At 69.1% G+C, this 19378-nt stretch carries 16 protein-coding genes; 5 read left to right on the top strand and 11 right to left on the bottom strand.

All coding sequences use genetic code 11. The features are described 5' to 3' along the window. The first annotated feature begins 220 nt into the window (after window positions 1–220). The 4 genes from ABT130_RS01690 to ABT130_RS01705 all read left to right on the top strand — a co-directional run bounded on the left by ABT130_RS01690 (window position 221) and on the right by ABT130_RS01705 (window position 3840). Window positions 221–823, top strand: a complete 603-nt coding sequence (locus ABT130_RS01690) for a cadmium resistance transporter (protein WP_350951949.1) — start codon at window positions 221–223, stop codon at window positions 821–823. A 318-nt stretch (window positions 824–1141) separates the two neighbouring features. Continuing rightward, complete coding sequence (locus ABT130_RS01695) at window positions 1142–2611, top strand: pectate lyase family protein (RefSeq protein WP_451936297.1); 1470 nt, start codon at window positions 1142–1144, stop codon at window positions 2609–2611. Between the two features lie 360 nt (window positions 2612–2971). Beyond that, complete coding sequence (locus tag ABT130_RS01700) at window positions 2972–3655, top strand: phosphatase PAP2 family protein (protein WP_350951951.1); 684 nt, start codon at window positions 2972–2974, stop codon at window positions 3653–3655. A gap of 59 nt (window positions 3656–3714) precedes the next feature. Then, the gene (locus ABT130_RS01705) at window positions 3715–3840 is read left to right on the top strand and encodes a hypothetical protein (RefSeq protein ID WP_350951953.1); all 126 of its coding nucleotides are present in this window, start codon (window positions 3715–3717) and stop codon (window positions 3838–3840) included. Between the two features lie 105 nt (window positions 3841–3945). Here ABT130_RS01705 and ABT130_RS01710 read toward each other — a convergent pair whose 3' ends face one another. From ABT130_RS01710 to ABT130_RS01750, 9 genes are all read right to left on the bottom strand, one after another. Then, the gene (locus ABT130_RS01710) at window positions 3946–5367 is read right to left on the bottom strand and encodes an acyl-CoA carboxylase subunit beta (RefSeq protein WP_350951955.1); all 1422 of its coding nucleotides are present in this window, start codon (window positions 5365–5367) and stop codon (window positions 3946–3948) included. 13 nt (window positions 5368–5380) lie between these two features. Continuing rightward, on the bottom strand, window positions 5381–6613 hold the full coding sequence (gene fabF, locus ABT130_RS01715; RefSeq protein WP_350925765.1) for a beta-ketoacyl-ACP synthase II: 1233 nt from the start codon (window positions 6611–6613) through the stop codon (window positions 5381–5383). Window positions 6614–6664: 51 nt separating this feature from the next. After that, window positions 6665–6904, bottom strand: coding sequence for an acyl carrier protein (locus ABT130_RS01720; RefSeq protein WP_030920149.1), 240 nt, complete (start codon window positions 6902–6904; stop codon window positions 6665–6667). Between the two features lie 65 nt (window positions 6905–6969). Further along, entirely contained in the window at window positions 6970–7926 is a 957-nt protein-coding gene (locus ABT130_RS01725; RefSeq protein WP_350925763.1) for a beta-ketoacyl-ACP synthase III, read from the bottom strand. Window positions 7927–7933: 7 nt separating this feature from the next. Further along, window positions 7934–8845 carry an ACP S-malonyltransferase gene (locus ABT130_RS01730; protein WP_350925761.1) on the bottom strand — a complete coding sequence of 304 codons (912 nt, stop codon included), beginning with the start codon at window positions 8843–8845 and terminating at the stop codon, window positions 7934–7936. 117 nt (window positions 8846–8962) lie between these two features. Further along, window positions 8963–10072 carry a PucR family transcriptional regulator gene (locus ABT130_RS01735; protein WP_051753216.1) on the bottom strand — a complete coding sequence of 370 codons (1110 nt, stop codon included), beginning with the start codon at window positions 10070–10072 and terminating at the stop codon, window positions 8963–8965. Between the two features lie 232 nt (window positions 10073–10304). Further along, the gene (locus tag ABT130_RS01740) at window positions 10305–10796 is read right to left on the bottom strand and encodes a DUF350 domain-containing protein (RefSeq protein ID WP_350925759.1); all 492 of its coding nucleotides are present in this window, start codon (window positions 10794–10796) and stop codon (window positions 10305–10307) included. A 22-nt stretch (window positions 10797–10818) separates the two neighbouring features. Then, window positions 10819–11979 carry a glutathionylspermidine synthase family protein gene (locus ABT130_RS01745; RefSeq protein WP_350925757.1) on the bottom strand — a complete coding sequence of 387 codons (1161 nt, stop codon included), beginning with the start codon at window positions 11977–11979 and terminating at the stop codon, window positions 10819–10821. A gap of 10 nt (window positions 11980–11989) precedes the next feature. Further along, window positions 11990–12295, bottom strand: coding sequence for a hypothetical protein (locus tag ABT130_RS01750; RefSeq protein WP_350951957.1), 306 nt, complete (start codon window positions 12293–12295; stop codon window positions 11990–11992). A 316-nt stretch (window positions 12296–12611) separates the two neighbouring features. Between ABT130_RS01750 and ABT130_RS01755 the strand changes: the two genes are divergently transcribed. Next, entirely contained in the window at window positions 12612–14417 is a 1806-nt protein-coding gene (locus tag ABT130_RS01755) for a serine/threonine-protein kinase (RefSeq protein WP_350951959.1), read from the top strand. Window positions 14418–14511: 94 nt separating this feature from the next. On the opposite strand, the gene ABT130_RS01760 is transcribed toward ABT130_RS01755, so the two are convergent. Further along, a complete protein-coding gene (locus ABT130_RS01760; RefSeq protein ID WP_350951960.1) occupies window positions 14512–16062 on the bottom strand; it encodes an alpha/beta hydrolase in 1551 nt (516 codons plus the stop codon). Window positions 16063–16155: 93 nt separating this feature from the next. Continuing rightward, entirely contained in the window at window positions 16156–18903 is a 2748-nt protein-coding gene (gene aceE / locus ABT130_RS01765; protein WP_350951962.1) for a pyruvate dehydrogenase (acetyl-transferring), homodimeric type, read from the bottom strand. Window positions 18904–19378: the final 475 nt, after the last annotated feature.

Here is a 19378-nt window from a genome sequence, read left to right on the forward strand (position 1 = left end):
GGACGCGATCTCCCGTCCGGTAGTGTCGCGAGCCGCCGGGGCCGGGAACGAAGCGCTCCGCGGTCAGGGCCGGGCGGCACCACGTCGTGCCCTGACCGTTCGAAAACACCTCAAGGTTGATCATGCATTCACCCTCCGAGTTCCGCCGTGCCCACCATGGCAGCAGCTGCGATCGTTTCGCCGGCCCTCGCCGCCCCGCCGACGAAGGGGCGATGCGGTCATGAACGTCGGCATCATCGGCCAGGCGGCCGGCCTGTTCGCCGTCACCAACATCGACGACATCTTGGTCCTGGCGCTGTTCTTCGCCCAGGGCGCCGGACACCGCGGCTCGACCCTGCGGATCGTGGCCGGTCAGTATCTCGGTTTCGCCGCCATCTTGGTCGTGGCCGTCGCCGCCGGATTCGGGGCGACGTTCCTGCCTGAGGCGGTCATCCCCTACCTGGGCCTGCTCCCGCTCGCCCTCGGTCTCAAGGCCGCCTGGCAGGCCTGGAGGAACCACCGCGACGGGGAGGGCGAGAAGGAGGGCGGGGCCGCCTCCGGCGGGCCGGGCGTGCCGGCGGTCGCCGCGGTCACCTTCGCCAACGGCGGCGACAACATCGGCGTCTACGTGCCGGTCTTCGCCACCGAGGGCATCGGCGGGATGAGCGTGTACGTCGTGGTCTTCCTCCTGCTGATCGCCGTGTGGTGCCTGGCCGGGCGGTTCTTCGCCACCCATCCGGTCATCGCCAAGACCCTCAGCCGCTGGGGCCACATCCTGCTCCCCGTGGTCCTGATCGCCATCGGCGCGCTCATCCTCATCGAAGGCGGCGCCTTCGGCCTGTGAGCAGGCGCGTGCGGGCCCTCGGGGATTTCGCGGCGCAACCCCTCGCCGTCAGGTCACGAAACGAAAGTTTCACGGTTCATTGACAGCTGGAAAGCGCTTTCCTATGGTGTGACTGTCCGCCAACACGGACGTGTTCATACATGTGAGCGGTGCGCACTCGCTGGGGGGAATCCGGAGCGCAGGTCACCCAGGCCTGCCGGACCAGCAAGGAGTTCGGCTGTGAAGAACAGGTTCGACAGGAGGGCCGCCGCGGTCGCCATCGCCGGCGCGGTCGCCGTGTCCGGGTGGGCACTCGGCACCTCCGCGGCCGCGGTCGGTGTGGCTGTGCCGGTGATCCAGGTGTCGGCGGCGGTCGGCGGCGCCACCGGCTACGCGACCGGCAACGGCGGGACCACCGGCGGTGCGGGCGGGCAGACGGTGAGGGCCACCACGGGGACCGAGATCCACGCGGCCCTGTGCGGCCGGGCCGGCAGCAACACCCCGATCATCATCGAGGTTGAGGGGACCATCAATCACGGCAACACCGGCAAGGTGTCGGGTGCAAGCTGCAACACCGCCGCCGGCGTGATCGAACTCAAGCAGATCAGCAACGTCACGATCATCGGGGTCGGCAACGGGGCCGTCTTCGACCAGCTGGGCATCCACATCCGCGACTCCAGCAACATCATCATCCAGAACGTCACCGTCCGCAACGTCAAGAAGTCGGGCTCGCCCACCTCCAACGGCGGCGATGCCATCGGCATGGAGAGCACCGTCCGCAACGTCTGGGTCGACCACGTCACCCTGGAGGCCTCGGGCGGGGAGTCGGAGGGGTTCGACGGCCTCTTCGACATGAAGGACGACACCCAGTACGTGACCCTGTCCTACAGCACCCTGCGCAACTCCGGCCGCGGCGGGCTCATCGGGTCCAGCGAGAGCGACCGCTCGAACGGCTTCATCACCTTCCACCACAACCTGTACGAGAACATCGACTCCCGCACACCCCTGCTGCGTGGCGGTATAGCCCACATCTACAACAACTCCTACGTAAATCTCCACGAGTCCGGCATCAACTCCCGGGCCGGGGCCCGCGCCAAGGTGGAGAACAACTACTTCAAGGACTCCAAGGACGTCCTGGGCACCTTCTACACCAGCGAGGCCGGCTACTGGCAGGTCGCCGGCAACATCTTCGACAACGTGACCTGGTCGGCCCCCGGCAGCGACAACGCCCCCGCCGGACCCGACCCGCAGTCCAACACCACCGTCAGCGTCCCGTACTCCTACAGCCTCGACGGGGCGAGCTGCGTGCCGGACATCGTCCGCCAGACGGCGGGCGCCAACAAGGGGCTGCGGGTGTCGAACGGCAGCTGCTCGCCACAGACGCCCACGCCCACGGTGACGCCGACTCCCACCCCCACGCCCACGATCACCCCTTCGCCCGGCGGGACCAACCTCAGCATCGGGGCCGGTTCCGACGGCTCCAGCAAGGCCGACGGGACGAGCTACGGCAACGTGCGCGACGGCAACCTGAGCACCTACTGGTCGCCGGCCGGCTCGACCGGTGACATCTCGATCAAGTGGAGTTCCGCCAAGACGGTGTCCAGGGTCGTCATCCGTGAGGCGTCAGGCTCCGCGGGCGGCATCGGATCCTGGCAGCTCGTCAACGGCACCACCGGTGCCGTCCTGAAATCCGGCAGCGGGGCGGGCACCGTCACCTTCGCCGCGACCTCACTGAGCAAGATCACCTTCAAGATCACCGGCTCGACCGGCGCGCCGAAGGTCGCCGAGTTCGAGACCTACGCCGGGTAGCGGGCCGGTCCCACCGTCCGCCACCGATCGCCCGGAACGGGGGGCGGGGTCCGTCCAACTGACGGGCCCCGCCCTTCGGCTTCGGACGGCCTGCGCGCGGCCTCATGCGGGTTGGACGCCTCGATGCGCGCCAGGAGCTCGGGGCGGAGGCCGGATAGCCGTCCGGGGCGGCGGGCCCAGGGGCCTGGAGCGAAGCCGGGCCATACACTGGATGGCGCGTTGAGCGCGCTACGGCGTCCGAGTCGACCCAGACCGGCAGGCATGACGTTCCCGCCCCAAGACGGTCTCGGCTCGCGCCTGGCACGCCCGCCGCGTCCCCTCCTTCTCGTCGGTAATCAGCAAGGGCCTCACCTCGAACTCATGACTTTCAGGCGCCGGTGGCGGATTCCGCGTGGCGGCGTGCTCGGCCTGGCGAGGTGGCGGCCGAGCGCGGCACTGTGCGGCCTGGCCGTGGTCGTCGTCGTGGCGAGCACGGCCGATGTGCTCGCCGTCGGCCCGCTGCGGCGCTGGGATCAGCACGTGATGCTTGGCCTCGACGGGCTGCGGGCGACCGGCTGGCCGCACGTGGCCTGGCGGATGATCGTGGTCGGCGGCCAGTTCTGGCTGGTCGGTTCCCTGGTGATGATCGCGGCCGTGGTAGCGGCCTGGCGGCGGCGCGATCTGCTGCTGGTGGCGGCTGTCGGCGGGTGGCTCGCTGTGACCAGCGCGCTGGTCTGGTTGTTCAAGCAGGCGCTCGGGCGCACGCCTCCTGGCTCGGGCGGCGATCTGCTGTTCGCGGCCGGGCAGTCGTTTCCCTCCGGGCATGCCGCGCTGGGTGCGGCCTGTCTGCTGGTGAGCGCCACCCTGGTGCAGGGCGACGGCGGGCGGTACCTGGTCGGCGCAGCGCACGTGCTGGCCGTCGGCGTCGCGGCGGCGACGGTGGCGCTGGGCTACCACTGGCCCAGTGACGCGATCGCCGGTTGGGCACTCGGTCTTGGGCTGGGACTACTCGGCCGCGCCATCGTGGCCAGGCTTGGGCAACGACGAAACGGCCCGTGGCGGTAGCGGGCGAAAGAGCGCTGGGCCATCGCCACCGACCGTTCGGATCGCGCACTGACACTCTCGTGGCAGTTGACATGATCCACGCCAATCTGATCGTCATCTACACCGAACAGTTCGACAGAGTTCGTCGTCTGGCGGGCCCTGCTGGGCGTGACACCCTCGCGGAGGGGCTGGGGTGCCACGTGTGAGGGGGCCACACCCCATGACAGCAAGATCAAAAACTTTTCGGGCTCTCCCCGTGCGCAACGGTGCCCCCACCCGAAGGGGCCGGGTGGGGGCACGACGAGCCACGTTCAGAGTGGGATGTTGCCGTGCGCGCCCCGGGCGGGGGTCGCCTTGGCCAGGACCCTGGCGATGGCGCCCCGGGTCTCCCCGGGCTTGATGACCTCGTCGATCACACCGAGCTCGATGGCCCGATCGAGACCGCCGGCGAGGACCTCGTGCTCCTCGGCGAGCCTGCTCTCCAGGGCAGCGCGCTCCTCCTCGGGGGCGGCGGCGAGCTCGCGGCGCTTGAGGATGCGGACCGCGGCGACCGCACCCATGACCGCGATCTGGGTCGTCGGCCAGCCGAACACCTTGGTCGCACCCAGCGAGCGGGAGTTCATGGCGATGTAGGCGCCGCCGTACGCCTTCCTGGTCACCAGGGTGATCCGCGGCACGGAGGCCTCGGCGAAGGCGTGCAGGAGTTTGGCGCCGCGGCGGACCACACCGTCGTGCTCCTGTCCGACGCCCGGCAGGTAGCCGGGGACGTCGACCAGGACGACCAGCGGCACCCCGAAGGCATCGCACATCCGGACGAACCGCGCGGCCTTCTCCGCCGAGGCGGAGTCGAGGCAGCCGCCCAGGCGCATCGGGTTGTTGGCCACCACGCCCACGGTCCGGCCTCCGAGACGGCCCAGGGCGGTGACGATGTTGGGCGCCCACTTGGCGTGCAGCTCCACGCCCGGCTCGTCGAGCAGGCCCGCCACGAGCGGCTTCACATCGTAGGCGCGGCGCACGTTCTCGGGCAGCAGGCCGGAGAAGTCGACCTCCTCGACCTCGGTGCGCACCCGGCCCTGGTGGCCGAGGAGCACCGCGAGGCGGCGGGCCTGCACGTAGGCCTCCGTCTCGGTCTTGGTGACCACGTGGACGACGCCGCTGCGCTTGCTGTGCGGCTCGGGGCCCCCCAGGCCGGCCATGTCGATCTGCTCGCCGGTGACGCTGCGGACCACGTCGGGACCGGTGACGAAGATACGGCCCTCGTCGGCCAGGATCACGATGTCGGTCAGCGCCGGGCCGTACGCGGCGCCGCCGGCGGCGGGGCCCACGACAACGGACAACTGCGGGATCACGCCTGAGGCGCGGGTCATCGCGGCGAAGACGCGGCCGACCGCGTGCAGCGACTCGACGCCCTCGGCGAGGCGGGCACCGCCGGAGTGCCAGACGCCGATGATCGGGACCCGCTCGCGGACCGCGACGTCGTAGGCGTGCACGATGTGCTCGCACCCCTCGCTGCCCATCGCACCGCCCTGCACGCGGGCGTCGCTGACGAACGCGACGACCGGCACGCCCTCCACCCGGCCCGTCGCGGCGAGCATGCCGCTGCGGTCGACCGGCGAGATCAGCCGGAGCGAGCCCTCGTCGAGCAGAGCGGAGAGGCGCACCTGGGGGTCACGGGGATCAAGAGGCTCCTGTTCGGAGGCCTCGCTCACCACCCCGTTGTCGAGCACAGTCACCACGAGCTCCCTGTCAGACGCTGGTGAAGGCCACGGCGACGTCGTGCCCGCCGAACCCGAAGGAGTTGTTGATCGCGGCGATCTGGCCACCGGGCAGAGCACGTGGCTCAGCGCGCACGATGTCCACCTCGACGCCGTCGTCGAGGTCGTCCAGGTTGATCGTTCCGGGTGCGCGCCGCTCGTGAAGTGCGAGGACCGTGAAGACGGACTCGATGCCGCCGGCACCGCCGAGCAGGTGACCGGTCATCGACTTGGTGCCGCTGACCAGCGGGTGGTCGCCGATGACCTCCTTGATCGCGACCGTCTCCACCACGTCGCCGGCGGGAGTGGAGGTGGAGTGCGCGTTCACGTGCTTGATGTCGCCGCCCGTGAGGCCGGAGTTCTCCAGGGCGCGGCGCATGGCGAGCATGACCCCGGCACCGGTCGGCTCGGGCTGGGCGATGTGGTGTGCGTCGGCCGAGTACCCGACCCCGGCGGCCACCGCGTAGATCGTGGCGCCACGCGTACGGGCGTGCTCCTCCGACTCCAGCACCAGGATGCCGGCGCCCTCGCCGAGGACGAACCCGTCACGGCCCTTGTCCCAGGGCCGGGAGGCGCGCTGGGGCTCGTCGTTACGGGTCGACATGGCGCGCATGGCGGCGAAGGAGCCGATGTTCAGCGGGTGGATGGCGGCCTCGGTGCCGCCCGCCACGACCACGTCGGCCCGGCCGGAGCGGATCATCTCGATGGCGTACCCGATCGACTCGGCGCCGGTGGCGCAGGCGCTCACGGTGGCATGGACGCCGGCGCGGGCGCCGACCTCGATGCCGATCCAGCCCGCCGCGCCGTTCGGCATCAGCATGGGCACGGTGAACGGTGAGAGCCGTTGCCAGCCCTTCTCCTTGAAGGTGTCGTAGGCGGCGAGGATCGTGGTGATGCCCCCGATACCGCTGCCCACGACGACACCGAGCCGCTCGGGGTCGACCTTGTCGATCGCGGCGTGCGCCCACGCCTCACGGGCCGCGACCAGTGCGAACTGCTCGGCCCGGTCCAGCCGCCGGGCCTCCGGCCGGGGCAGGACCTCGGTCGGGTCCACCGCGGCGAAGGCGGCGAACTTCACCGGGACGGAGTCGACCCAGTCTTCGGTGATGTCGCGTACCCCGGACTGACCGGCGAGGAGCGCCGACCAGGTCGAGGCGACGTCCCCACCGAGAGGCGTCGTCGCGCCGAGCCCGGTGACGACGACACGTACCTGGCCTGTACTCACGTTCTGCGCTCCTTGTGAATCGCTGGTCTTAGGGGTAAGGATCGAGACGTCTCAGTTCTGGATGAAGTTGATGACGTCCTTGACGTTCTTGAGGTGCTTGAGCTGGTCGTCCGGGATCTCCACGCCGAACTCGTCCTGGGCGGCGACGGCGATCTCGACCATGGACAGCGAGTCGATGTCGAGGTCGTCGACGAAGCTCTTCTCCGGAGTGACCTCGGAGGCCGGGATTCCGGTGATCTCGTTGACGATCTTGCCAATGCCGGCGAGGATCTCCTGCTCGGTCAGAGCCATGTCGCGTGTTCTCCTTGAAATGGGTTTTCTTCTGGCTTTCCGGGCGGCGGGGCCGCGCGGAAGTTCTAGGGGATCTCGATGACCTGACCGGCATAGGTCAGGCCCGCGCCGAAGCCCAGCAGCAGGGCGAGCCCGCCGGACTGGACCTCGCCGCGTTCGATCATCCGGGACAGGGCAAGGGGGATCGAGGCGGCCGAGGTGTTGCCCGCCAGGACGATGTCCTTGGCGATGACGGCGTTCTCGGCACCGAGCTTGCGGGCGATCGTCTCGATGATGCGAAGGTTGGCCTGGTGGGGTACGAAGGCCGCGAGGTCGGCGGGATCCACCCCGGCACGCTCGCAGATCTCCTTGGCGACGGGGTGGAGCGCGGTGGTCGCCCAGCGGAACACGGTCTGGCCCTCCTGATGCAGGAAGGAGTCGCGGTCCTTGATGATGATCGCGTCGAACTTGTCGCCGGCGCTGCCCCAGACCACGGGACCGATCCCCGGGGTGTCGGAGGGGCCGACGACCGCCGCGCCCGCGCCGTCGGCGAAGATCACCGCGGTGGCGCGGTCGGTCCAGTCGATCCACTGGGAGAGCTTCTCGGTGCCGACGACGAGCACGTTGGTGGCCGAGCCCGCGCGGATCGCGTCGTTGGCGACCGCGAGCGCGTAGCAGAAGCCGGAGCAGGCGGTGTTGACGTCGAACGCGCCGGGAGCGTCGATGCCCAGCCGCGTGGCCACCCGGCCGGCGGCGTTGGGGATCTGGGTCTCCAGCGTGCAGGTGGCGACGATCACCAGGTCGATGTCGGAGACCGACAGGCCGCTCGCGGCGAGCGCCTTGCCGCCCGCCTGCACGGCCAGGTCGATCTCCGACTCGCTGTCCGGGGCGATCCGGCGCTCCTTGATGCCGACCCGGCTCTGGATCCAGGCGTCGTCGGTCTCCATGGTCGCGGACAGGTCGTCGTTGGTGACCACCTGGGCAGGCTGGTAGTGGCCGAAGGCCAGGATCTTCGCGCCCGGAGAACCCTGAGGGGTCTTCATACCTCGGTCACCGCTCCTCATTCGACTGGAGAGCGGCTCGTGCGGCTTCCAGATCGTCGGGGGTCTTCAGGGCGACGGTCGTCACCCCGCGCAGAGCACGCTTGGCCAGGCCGGTGAGCGTGCCGCCGGGGACAAGTTCGATCATGGTGGTGACGCCGAGCTCGGCCATCGTGGCCATGCAGGCGTCCCAGCGCACCGGGTTGGCGACCTGGGTGACCAGACGCTCCAGGAAGTCGGCGCCGCTCGTGACCGCCGCGCCGTCGCTGTTGGACAGCAGGGTGACGGCGGGGTCGGCCGGGGTGAGGCCCGAGGCGGCCTCACGCAGGTTGTCGACGGCGGAGGCCATGTGCGCGGTGTGGAACGCGCCGGCGACCGACAGCGGGATCACCCGGGCGCGGGCGGGCGGCTCCGCCTTGAAGGCCGCCAGTTGCTCCAGCGTGCCGCCGGCGACGATCTGTCCGGCGCCGTTGACGTTGGCGGGAGTGAGCCCGTTGGCGGCGATGGCCGCGAGGACCTCCTCCTCGACCCCGCCGAGGACGGCGGACATGCCGGTCTCGGCGATGGCCGCGGCCTTGGCCATGGCCTGGCCGCGCTCGCGGACGAGGCCGAGGGCCTGTTCGGGCGTGAGCACCCCGGCCAGGGTGGCGGCGGTGAACTCGCCCACGCTGTGCCCGGCGACGATGTCGGGAGAGGCCCCCAGGACCTCGGCGATGGCCAGTCCGGCGGCCACGAGCAGGGGCTGCGCGACGGCGGTGTCACGGATCTCGTCCGCGTCGGCGATGGTCCCGTAGGCGATCAGATCGAGTCCGGCCAACTCCGACCAAGCGGTCAGCCGGTCGGCCAGGCCCGGTAGTTCGAGCCATGGACTGAGGAAGCCTGGAGTCTGGGCACCCTGGCCCGGAGCGACGATGACGAGCACGAAATCCAGCCTGCCCTGTAGAGGTTCAATACTCGGATAGAGATCCAGACGAAGTTTGTCCCCACTTTTTTGTAGGGAACCTACAGTGGGGGTTTCGTGGAAGTTAAGTAAAGCCTGCTATGTCACCGGCGTTTCCGATAGGCGTCCGAGGATCAGCCCCACCTGCAGAGTGAAGGCGGATCGCCCCTCCGTCGGCTGGTAGCCGGTCAGCTCGGTGATCTTACGCAGACGGTAGCGCACCGTGTTCGGGTGGACGAACAGCAGCCTGGCCGTCGCCTCCAGGGAGGTGCCCTGTTCCAGGTAGGTCGCCAGGGTGTCGAGCAGTGGCGTGCCGATCAGTGGCTGGTAGACGTTCTCGATCAGCTGCGCCCTGGCGTCGGCGTCACCGTCGAGGGCCCGCTCGGCCAGCAGATCCTCGGCGTGGACCGGCCTGGGCGCGTCCGGCCACCCCGCGGCCGCCCGCAGCCCCGCCATCGCCGCCCGCGCGGATCTGGCGGCCGAGTGCAGGTCCGCGACCTCGGGCCCGATCACGATCGGCCCGTTTCCGAAACGCGGCACCACATGCCTGGCCGCGGCGGCGACGCTGTCCGCGCCGCCCACGATCACGATCAGCCGGTCGCCCTGCACCCCGGCCAGCATGTCCAGGCCGGACCTGCGGCCCCGATCGCGCAATGCGTCTATCACCGCCTGCGGGTCGTCGTCGGGCGTCTGTCCCGCCAGCACCACGACGGGGGTGGAGGTCCAGCCGAGCGCGGCGGCCCAGGAGTGCAGGCCGTCGTCGACCTCCCCCCTGACCAGGGCGTCCACGATCAGCGCCTCCAGCCGCGCGTCCCAGGCGCCGCGCGCCTCGGCCTCCCGCGCGTACACCTGCGCGGCGGCGAACGCGACATCGCGGGTGTAGCGGAGCATCGCCTGCTGGAGCTGGTCATCGCCGCCGGGCGCCGCCAGTTCCTCGGTCTGTGCCTCGACCACCTCGACCACGACCCGCACGATGTCGACCGTCTGCTGCAGCGAGATGGACCGCTTCAGCTCCCTGGGCGCGGTGCCGAAGAACTCGATGCTGGGCGTCGGGCGGCCCTCGCCGGCGTGCTGGAACCACTCCACGAAGGCGGCGATCCCGGCCTGGGCGACCAGCCCGACCCAGGACCTGTCCTCTGCGGAAAGTGCGCGAAACCACATCAGCCGGTCGTCCATCCGGGACATGGCGGCCGTGCTCAACGTGCCCATGGCCCGTTCAAGCCGGCGCGTGGTGTCCTCCCTGACCCGGTCGGGATCGAGATCCCTCCCGTCCGACCCGGTCACGACGTCGCTGTGCCTGACCGCTCGCTCGCTCCGTTCCCTCACGCCACTAAGAGTGCCAGGTCGTCGGAGATGCACCGGCCATGGTCCCCGACAGCGCACGCCCCTCGATCTTGTACGTCCGGTACGACCGGGTCCCCCGTGGTGGACGCGACCGCGCTCAGACGACCGCGACGGCGGTGATCAGTCCGATGGCCAGGTGGGTGACCGCCAGCAGCCGGGCGCCAGGCTGGAGCTCCGGCTCCTTGACCAGAGCGCGCACCGAGATTCCCGCCACCCTGTCGAACGCGATCATCGCCACGGTCTGTACGGCGATGCCGACCAGGCCGAAGACCAGCGTCGCGAGCAGGCCCTCCTGCAGGGCGCCACCGGAGGACCAGATGGAGGCCGCGACGATCAGCCCGACGGCGGCCAGCCCACAGCAGGCCAGCAGCGTGGCGTTGGGGTTGCGCTCCTCCTTGATCAGCCGGCTGAGCTTGCCGGGAATGGCCATGTCGATCACGTAGAAGCCGATGATCAGCAGGATCACGCCGAGGGCGGCGTAGGAGGCGATCGCGAGCGCGCCGCGCCCGAGGATTTCGGCGAGGGAGAGCGCCTCGCCGCCGGTCGCGGGGGGCAGGAGCGTCACGGCCGGGGTGGGGGTGGGACTCATGGCTTGATTCTCTTTCCAGGACTCAGAGCTCGATGCGGTGCGGAACGAATGACGATGTGTCGTCGGTGATGAACCCTGAGGTCTCGCGGATGCCGACACCCGCCGCCTCGTCGTGGACCATCCAGGCGCCGAGCACGGGGCGCCAGCCGTCGAAGACGGGCAGCGCCTGGAACTCCTGGTAGACGTACCCTTCGGCGCCGTAGCCGCCCGAGGTCTCGACGCGCTCGCCGGGGGTGACGATCCGCATGCTCGCGCCCTCGCGGCCGAGCAGCGGCTTGGCGATGTACGAGGACATGTCGCGGGGGCCGTCGAGATAGGCGGGCAGCAGGTTCTGGTGGTCCGGATACAGCTCCCAGAGCACCGCGAGCAGCGCCTTGTTGGACAGCAGCATCTTCCACAGCGGCTCGATCCAGGTCATCGAGACCTGCTGGCGCACCGCCCGTGTGCCGAACGGATCGGCGACCGCCCACTCCCACGGGTACAGCTTGCAGAGCGAGCGGATCACCCGGCGCTCCATGTCGACGAAGCGGAGGTTGAGGTCGTCCCAGCCGATGTCCTCCATGGCCACCGCGACGGTCTTGAGGCCGGCCTGGTCGGCGGTCTCCTGCAGGTAGGCGAGGGTCATCGCCTCCTCGCCCGAGGTGTCCATGTTGGTCCAGGCGAAGTGCGTGGGGCCGGTGGGCAGGCCGGTCGAGATCTGCTGCCACCTGGCGATCAGTCGTTCGTGGATGGAGTTCCACTGGTCGTCGTCGGGGTAGCGGTCACGCAGCCAGAACCACTGCACCACCGAGCTCTCCAGCAGGCTGGTGGGGGTGTCGGCGTTGTACTCCAGCATCTTGGCCGGACCGGTCCCGTCGTAGCGCAGGTCGAACCGGCCGAACAGGTGCGGGTCGTTCCGCTCCCAGGAGGCGGCGATCTCCGGGGCCACCCAGTCCGGAATCGCGAAGTCGGCGTAGCGGTTCTTCTCGATGACGTGCTCCACGGCGTGCAGGCACATCCGGTGCAGATCCTCGACCTGGTTCTCCAGGTCCAGGATCTCGTCCATGGAGAAGACGTACTGCACGGTCTCGTCCCAGTACGGGCGGGTGAGACCTTCGGGGTGTGCCGAGCGGTGGTAGGCCAGGCCGTGGCCTTCGATGATGCTCTCCCAGTCGGCGCGGGGGAGCGAGGTCTCGCGTCTCATCTGTGCCGGATCAGCTCCCGCTACCCGACCCACTGCGCCCGCCGAAGCCGCCCCGCTGGATCACGGTGCCCTTACCGCTGGTGATTTTGACGTCCGAGGGGCGCAGCGTGGTCCCCTGCCGGATGCGGGCGCCGCTCCTGACGCCGCCGTAGTACCAGCCGTAGGCGCCCCGTGACCCGCGGTAGCGGCTGTCGTCGCAGAGGTCCTCGTCCACCACCCGGTACGTGCCGTCCGGCTGGCGGCTGTTGAGATCGACGCACTCGGCGCCCACCTCCTTGTAGTCCCGCTGCGTGGAGCAGGAACTGACCAGAAGCATTGAGACGACGCTGATCCCGGTGATGGTGACCGCCCTGGAAGCCTTGAACCCCGAAGGCTTGGCGGGTGGCCTGCCGGGAAGATCCTGTGATGCGGCCTGCGGGTGTTTTGGTGGTTGGGCCATCGAGCTCCAATGAGATGCGTTGGCCTAGGCTATCGATGCTGTTTTGTCGGTTCAACCGCGGTATGGAGCCATGGTGAGAATCACCGTTGCGCACACATGGGAGATCGCGTCCGGTCGGCCCGGCGAAGAAGGGTGATCATTCCCCGTCCGATGTGTAATGTTCTGGCAAAGCACAGGGAACGAGGGGTCCGCGGTGCCGGAGATCAGACCGTTGCGGCCGGGGGATCCGCCGCGACTGGGGGAGTACTCGCTCAGGGGCAGGCTGGGGGAGGGCGGTCAGGGGGTCGTCTACCTCGGCGAGTCCGAGGGCGGCGAGCGCGCCGCCATCAAGCTGCTGCATGTGCGCTTCACCGAGGAGGTCCACGCGCGTGCCCGCTTCGCCCGCGAGCTGGCGGCGGCTCGCCGGGTGTCCCCCTTCTGCACCGCCCAGGTGCTCGACGCCGACCTCGACGGTGAGACGCCCTACATCGCGAGCGAGCTGATCGAGGGCCCGTCGCTGCGCCAGGTCGTCGAACGCGACGGACCGCTGTCCGGTGAGGCACTGGAGCGCCTGGCCATCGGCACCGCCACCGCGCTGACCGCGATCCACCACGCGGGCATCGCGCACCGGGATTTCAAGCCCGACAACGTCATGCTCGCCACGGACGGCCCCCGGGTGGTCGACTTCGGCATCGCGAAGATCATTGACGAGAGCGGGACGATCACCACCCGCGCGGTCGGCACCCCCGCCTACATGGCGCCCGAGCAGATCGCCGGAGAGCGGGTGGGGTTCCCCGCCGACGTGTTCGCCTGGGGCTCGACCATCGTCTTCACCGCCACCGGAAAGGCCCCTTTCGGGAGCGACACGATCGTGGCGACGCTCAACCGTGTCATCAACCACGAGGCCGACCTGAGCGCCCTGCCCGACGGGCTGCGTGAGCTCGTCGCCGCCTGCCTGAACAAGGACCAGAAGCTCAGGCCCACCTCGGACGTGCTGTTGAAACGCCTGCTCGGCCACCCGGTGGACGAGGCGGAGGCATCCGAGGAGGTGCTGGCCGAGGGCGTGCAGGCCGCCACAGTGGATCTGACGCGGCCGGAGGGGCCGGTCAGGCGCACCCGGAGGCGGGCCGCGATCGCCGGCGGGATCGCCGTCCTCGGCGGGGTCGGCGCCTTCCTGGCCGTCCAGTTCGGTTTCCCGCCCGGCGGGCGGGCCGAGCCCACCCGTCCGCCGTCATCGACCCCCTCGGTCGCGGCCGAGGTCACGAAGGTCTCCACGGGCTCACCACTGCTCGATCGGATCAAGGCCACCGGCAGGCTCCGGGTGGGCTACCGCGGCGGCCTGCCGGGGATCTCACTGGGCGACGACCCGCCGCGCGGGTTCGAGGCCGATGTGGCCGCCTACCTGGCGAAGGCCCTGGCGGTGCCCGAAGGCGGTCTCAGATTCGTGCCCGTGGGCTACTCGGACAGGGAGGAGTGGGTCGAGAAGGGCAAGGTCGACCTGGTGATCTCCAACCTCTCGATCGACGATGCCGACCGCAGCCGGGTCGCCTTCGCCGGGCCGTACTACGTCGCCCACCGCGACGTGCTCGTCCTTGCCGATGCGAAGATCGACAAGCTGAAGGACCTGCGAGGCAAGAGGATCTGCCTGTCACCCGGGCAGACCACGGGCACGATCATCCGTGGTAGAGGTGTTGGCTTCGTCCCCACAGAAGGTGATCCCGCCCAGTGCGCGTCCCAGGTGGGCGACGGCAGCGCCGACGCCATGGTCGGCGACGACCTGCTGATCGCCGGCTTCGGCGCCCGCCTGCGCGGCGTCAAGGTCAAGATCGTCGGAGTCAGGCTCACCTCGGAACGGTACGGTGTGGCACTTCGAACCGGCGATCCGGTGGCCTGTCGGAAGATCAACGAAGTGATCACGTCCATGTACGCGGACGGAACCCTGGCACACCTGCTCAAAAGCCACCTGGGCAGGGTCGACTTCCGCTTCGAGACCGCGCTGCCCCGCCTGGAGACCTGCTAGACCCTCTCCCGCGAGTGGTCAGGTGACTCCTGGCAACGCGGGGAGGCGTCGCCAGGATGACCTGGGTGGGCAGAGGGGCCAGGGGAAGGTCACGTCAGGGGTTCGAGCAGGTGATCCCCTTCGCGGGAACCTTCCCGTCGATCAGGTAGGCGTCGGTCACCTTCGCGATGCAGGCGTCACCGGACAGGTAGGCGCCGTGTCCCTCGCCCTTGTAGGTCACCAGCACGCCGGTCCTGAGTTCCGAGGTCAGCTTCGGAGCCCACTCGTACGGGGTGGCGGGGTCGCCGGTGCCGCCGATCACCACGATCGGGGCCGAGCCCGTGGCGTTGACCCGCCTGGCCTCGTCGCTGCCGGGAACCGGCCACATCGAGCAGGTCAGGCCCATCCCGCTGCCGCCGAACAGCGGGGAGACCCTCATCGTCTCGGCCTCGACCGTGGCCAGTTCCCCGGGAGTGGGTCGTTCCGCGGTGTCGACGCAACTGATCGCCGGGAAGCTGCTCATGAGCGTCGTGTAGCTGCCGTCGGGCAGGCGACCGTTGTAGCTGTCGGCCAGCGCCAGCATGATCCGTCCGTCCCCCTTGATCGCCTGGCCCAGCGCCTGGTCGAGCAGCGGCCAGGTCATCTCCGAGTACAGCGCGGCGGCGATGCCGGTGCCCGTCAGTCCCTGCGTCAGGGTACGGTCGCCGACCTCGAGCGGGGTGTCCTTCAGGTCGTCCATGAGTTTCACGACGTTCTTGTTGGCGAGGGTCACGTCGGTGCCGATCTCACACTGGCGGGGTTCCTTCACGCAATCCTTGAGGAAGGCGTTGTAGGCGTGCTGGAAGCCCTTCGTCTGGACCATCGTGCGATCGGCCAGGGACACGCTCGGGTCCAGCGGGGCGTCCAGCACGAACCGGCCCACGTTCTTCGGGAACCTGGTCGCGTAGACCGCGCCGAGTTGCGTCCCGTACGAGATGCCGAAGTAGTTCAGTTTCTCCTCGCCCAGGGCCTCGCGGAGGCGGTCCATGTCCGCGGCGGCGTTCACCGTGCCGACATAGGGCAGCAGCTTGCCCGAGGTCTGCCCGCAGGCCGTCACGAACTCCTTGGTGGTCTGCCGGATCTCGGCGCGATCGGCGTCGTTGGTGGGCAGGGTGTTCATCGAGGTGTACTTGTCCATCATCGCGTTGCCGCCGCACCGGACGCCCGAACTGCGGCCGACTCCGCGGGGGTCGAAGCTGACCAGGTCGTAGTGGCGGTTCAGAGTGGTGAAGGCCTTGGCGGCCTGGGCCAGGGTGTCGACGCCCGAGGCGCCGGGACCGCCGAAGTTGAAGACCAGCGAGCCGATTCGCTTGCCGGGACCCGAGGCTCTGACGCGGATGACGGCCATGTCGATGGAGTCGCCGTCAGGTTTGGCGTAGTCGAGCGGGACCTTGAGTTTCCCGCACTGCTGCGCGCGTTCGGACTGCGCGGGAGGCTGGCCGCCGGGTCGCTTGATGTCGGTGCACGGGCCCCAGGCGATCGTTCCCGAGGGCGCGGCCGTCGGCGTGGTGGCGGTCGGCGCGGAGGTGCCCGCGGCGACACTGTTTCCTTCGCCGCCGCTGCCGCAGGCGGCGAGCGCGGTTGACAGGGCCGCGACCGTCGCGGCCGCCCTAAGGATTCTTGCCATGAAAAAGCTCCCCCTGAAATCGTTCGCCGGGGGAAGCGATTCCACCCTAACCGGGCGGGCCCCCATGGAAAAGGAGAACCCGCCCGGAAAGGATCACACGCCCATGGACTGGGTGTCGTTGCTCTCGGCGCCCCCGGCCTCGGTCACGCCGTTCTTCAAGTGGTACATGGAGATGGCGTCGCCCAGCACCTCGGGGTCGAGCTCACCGCGCTCGACCAGCTGGGTGAGCACGGCCAGGGTGATCGAGGCCGCGTCGACGTGGAAGTGGCGGCGCAGCGCCGACCGGGTGTCCGACAGGCCGAAGCCGTCGGTGCCGAGCGAGCTCCAGTCACCGGGAACCCACTGGGCGATCTGGTCCTGGACCGCCCGCATGTAGTCGCTCACGCCCACGAACGGCCCCTGGGCCTTCGACAGCGCCTGCGTGACGTACGGCACGCGCTTGTCCGCCTCGGGGTTGAGCAGGTTGTGCTCCTCGGCGGCGAGCGCGTCGCGGCGCAGCTCCGTCCAGGAGGTGGCCGACCAGACCTCGGCCGCCACCCCCCAGTCCTCGGCCAGCATCCGCTGGGCCTCCACGGCCCACGGCCCGGCCACACCGGACGCCAGGATGTTGGCCCTCGGGCCCGAGACGGCCGGAGCCGGGGCGAACCTGTACAGACCCTTGAGCAGGCCCGCCACGTCCAGGTCCGCGGGCTCGGCGGGCTGGAGGTAGGGCTCGTTGTAGACGGTCAGGTAGTAGAAGACGTTCTCCGGTTGGTCGCCGTACATCCTCCGCAGACCGTCCTTGACGATGTGGGCCACCTCGAACCCCCACGACGGGTCGTAGGAGACCGCCGCCGGGTTCGTCGAGGCGATCAGCGGGGTGTGGCCGTCCTCGTGCTGCAGGCCCTCGCCGTTCAGCGTGGTGCGGCCGGCGGTGGCGCCGAGCAGGAAGCCGCGGCCCATCTGGTCGGCGAGCTGCCACATCTGGTCGGCGGTGCGCTGCCAGCCGAACATCGAGTAGAAGATGTAGATCGGGATCATGTGCTCGCCGTGCGTGGCGTACGACGAGCCGACCGCGATCGTGGAGGCCATCGAGCCCGACTCGCTGATGCCCTCGTGCAGGATCTGACCCTCGGTCGACTCCTTGTACGACAGCAGCAGCTCGCGGTCGACCGCCTCGTAGGTCTGGCCGTGCGGCGAGTAGATCTTCGCCGTCGGGAAGATCGCGTCGAGACCGAAGGTACGCGCCTCGTCAGGGATGATCGGCACGAACCGGTGGCCGATCTCCTTGTCGCGCATGAGGTCCTTGAGCAGGCGGACGAACGCCATGGTGGTGGCGACGTTCTGCTTTCCGGAGCCCTTCTTCAGCTGCGCGTAGGCGGCGTCGCCGGGAAGTTTGACCGGCTTGGCGCGCATCACGCGCTTGGGCAGGAAACCGCCCAGAGCCGCGCGCCGCTCCTTCATGTACTGGATCTCGGGGTCGTTCTCGCCCGGGTGGAAGTACGGGGGAAGGTCGGCCTCGAGGGCGGAGTCGGGGATCGGCAGGTAGAGCCGGTCGCGGAACTCCTTCAGGTCGGCCTTGGACAGCTTCTTCATCTGGTGCGTCGCGTTGCGCGCCTCGAAGTCCTTGCCGAGGGTCCAGCCCTTGATGGTCTGGGCGAGGATGACGGTCGGCTGGCCGACGTGCTCGCGAGCCGACTTGTAGGCCGCGTACACCTTGCGGTAGTCGTGGCCGCCACGCGACAGCTTGCGGATGTCCTCGTCCGACAGGTGCTCGACCATCTTGCGCAGGCGCGGGTCGTCGCCGAAGAAGTTCTCGCGGATGTACTCGCCGGACTCGACGGAGTAGGTCTGGAACTGGCCGTCGGGGACGGTGTTCATCTTGTTGACCAGCACGCCGTCGACATCGGCCGCCAGCAGCGGGTCCCAGTCACGGCCCCAGACGACCTTGATGACGTTCCAGCCGGCGCCGCGGAAGTAGGACTCCAGCTCCTGGATGATCTTTCCGTTGCCGCGTACCGGGCCGTCGAGACGCTGCAGGTTGCAGTTGATGACGAAGGTGAGGTTGTCGAGCTCCTCGCGGGCCGCCAGGCCGATCGCGCCGAGCGACTCGGGCTCGTCCATCTCGCCGTCACCGAGGTAGCACCAGACGTGGCTCCGGCTGGTGTCCTTGATCTTCCGGTTCAGCAGGTAGCGGTTGAACCGGGCCTGGTAGATCGCCCCGATCGGGCCGAGACCCATGGAGACCGTGGGGAACTCCCAGAAGTCGGGCATCAGGCGGGGGTGCGGATAGGAGGGCAGGCCCTTGAAACCGTGCGAGAGCTCCTGGCGGAAGGCGTCGAGCTGGGCCTCGTTGAGGCGGCCCTCAAGGAAGGCGCGGGCGTAGATGCCAGGTGCGGCGTGGCCCTGGAAGAAGACCTGGTCTCCGGACTCGCCGTGGTCCTTGCCGCGGAAGAAGTGGTTGAAACCCACCTCGTAGAGCGACGCGGCCGAGGCGTAGGTGGCGATGTGCCCGCCGACGTTGGTGCGGGCATTGGCCCGGGTCACCATGACCGCCGCGTTCCAGCGCGTGTAGGCGCGGATCCGGCGCTCGACGTACTCGTCGCCTGGGAACCAGGGTTCACGCTCCGGCGGGATGGTGTTGATGTAGTCGGTGCTACGTAGGCCGGGCACACCGACCTGATGCTCGCGAGCCCGTTCCAACAGCCGAAGCATCAGGTAACGAGCACGAGTGCGACCTTCCGTCTTGATGACGTTGTCGAGCGACTCGAGCCACTCCTGGGTCTCACTGGGGTCGACATCAGGAAGCTGGCTGGGTAGGCCGTCGCTGATGATCGAGAAACGCTGGCGTCCGGAAGCCACTGGGTCTCGCCTTCCGAGGATGGACTTTTGTCTGGTGTAGGTCGTCTTCCATCCTGGTCGCTTACCCCGGAAAGTGCATCTCTACTTACCGGTAACCAGGAGATCCCTGCTGGCAGGGGTACATAAGTGGCCTAGACCACCGATGGTAGGACGAATTGCCGTCAAAGGTTACATCGAGGTTCCCTCTTTTTTACAGGTCCCCTCCCTGTGAATCCGGGTCCCGCCGGCTGGCCGGGTCCGGAACCCTCACGCGAGGAGGGCTCCCAGGGCTGAGAGGAGCGACTGAAACCTTGCATATATGTAACGAGTGGCGCTCCCTCTTAGTGCCCTCCGCGCCCCTTTCGTACGCCCATGGAGAGCTGGAGCGTCCCGTATAAGGTGATCTACCCAGTGCGGGCGCGTGACGGATGGGGCGCCTGATGCGCTCCGCGCCGGGTGCGGTCGTCAGCGCAGCTCACGATGGATCGTAGGATCG

Origin of the sequence: Streptosporangium sp. NPDC001681, from assembly GCF_040298085.1 — a bacterium.
In the GTDB taxonomy this organism is placed as follows: domain Bacteria; phylum Actinomycetota; class Actinomycetes; order Streptosporangiales; family Streptosporangiaceae; genus Streptosporangium.

Coding starts and splice junctions, on each gene's coding strand:
- ABT130_RS01760 (WP_350951960.1), bottom strand. CDS start 16,062: ATGGCAAGAATCCTTAGGGCGGCCGCGACGGTCGCGGCCCTGTCAACC.
- ABT130_RS01750 (WP_350951957.1), bottom strand. CDS start 12,295: ATGCTTCTGGTCAGTTCCTGCTCCACGCAGCGGGACTACAAGGAGGTG.
- ABT130_RS01725 (WP_350925763.1), bottom strand. CDS start 7,926: ATGAAGACCCCTCAGGGTTCTCCGGGCGCGAAGATCCTGGCCTTCGGC.
- ABT130_RS01720 (WP_030920149.1), bottom strand. CDS start 6,904: ATGGCTCTGACCGAGCAGGAGATCCTCGCCGGCATTGGCAAGATCGTC.
- ABT130_RS01700 (WP_350951951.1), top strand. CDS start 2,972: ATGACTTTCAGGCGCCGGTGGCGGATTCCGCGTGGCGGCGTGCTCGGC.
- ABT130_RS01735 (WP_051753216.1), bottom strand. CDS start 10,072: ATGGGCACGTTGAGCACGGCCGCCATGTCCCGGATGGACGACCGGCTG.
- ABT130_RS01690 (WP_350951949.1), top strand. CDS start 221: ATGAACGTCGGCATCATCGGCCAGGCGGCCGGCCTGTTCGCCGTCACC.
- ABT130_RS01740 (WP_350925759.1), bottom strand. CDS start 10,796: ATGAGTCCCACCCCCACCCCGGCCGTGACGCTCCTGCCCCCCGCGACC.
- ABT130_RS01745 (WP_350925757.1), bottom strand. CDS start 11,979: ATGAGACGCGAGACCTCGCTCCCCCGCGCCGACTGGGAGAGCATCATC.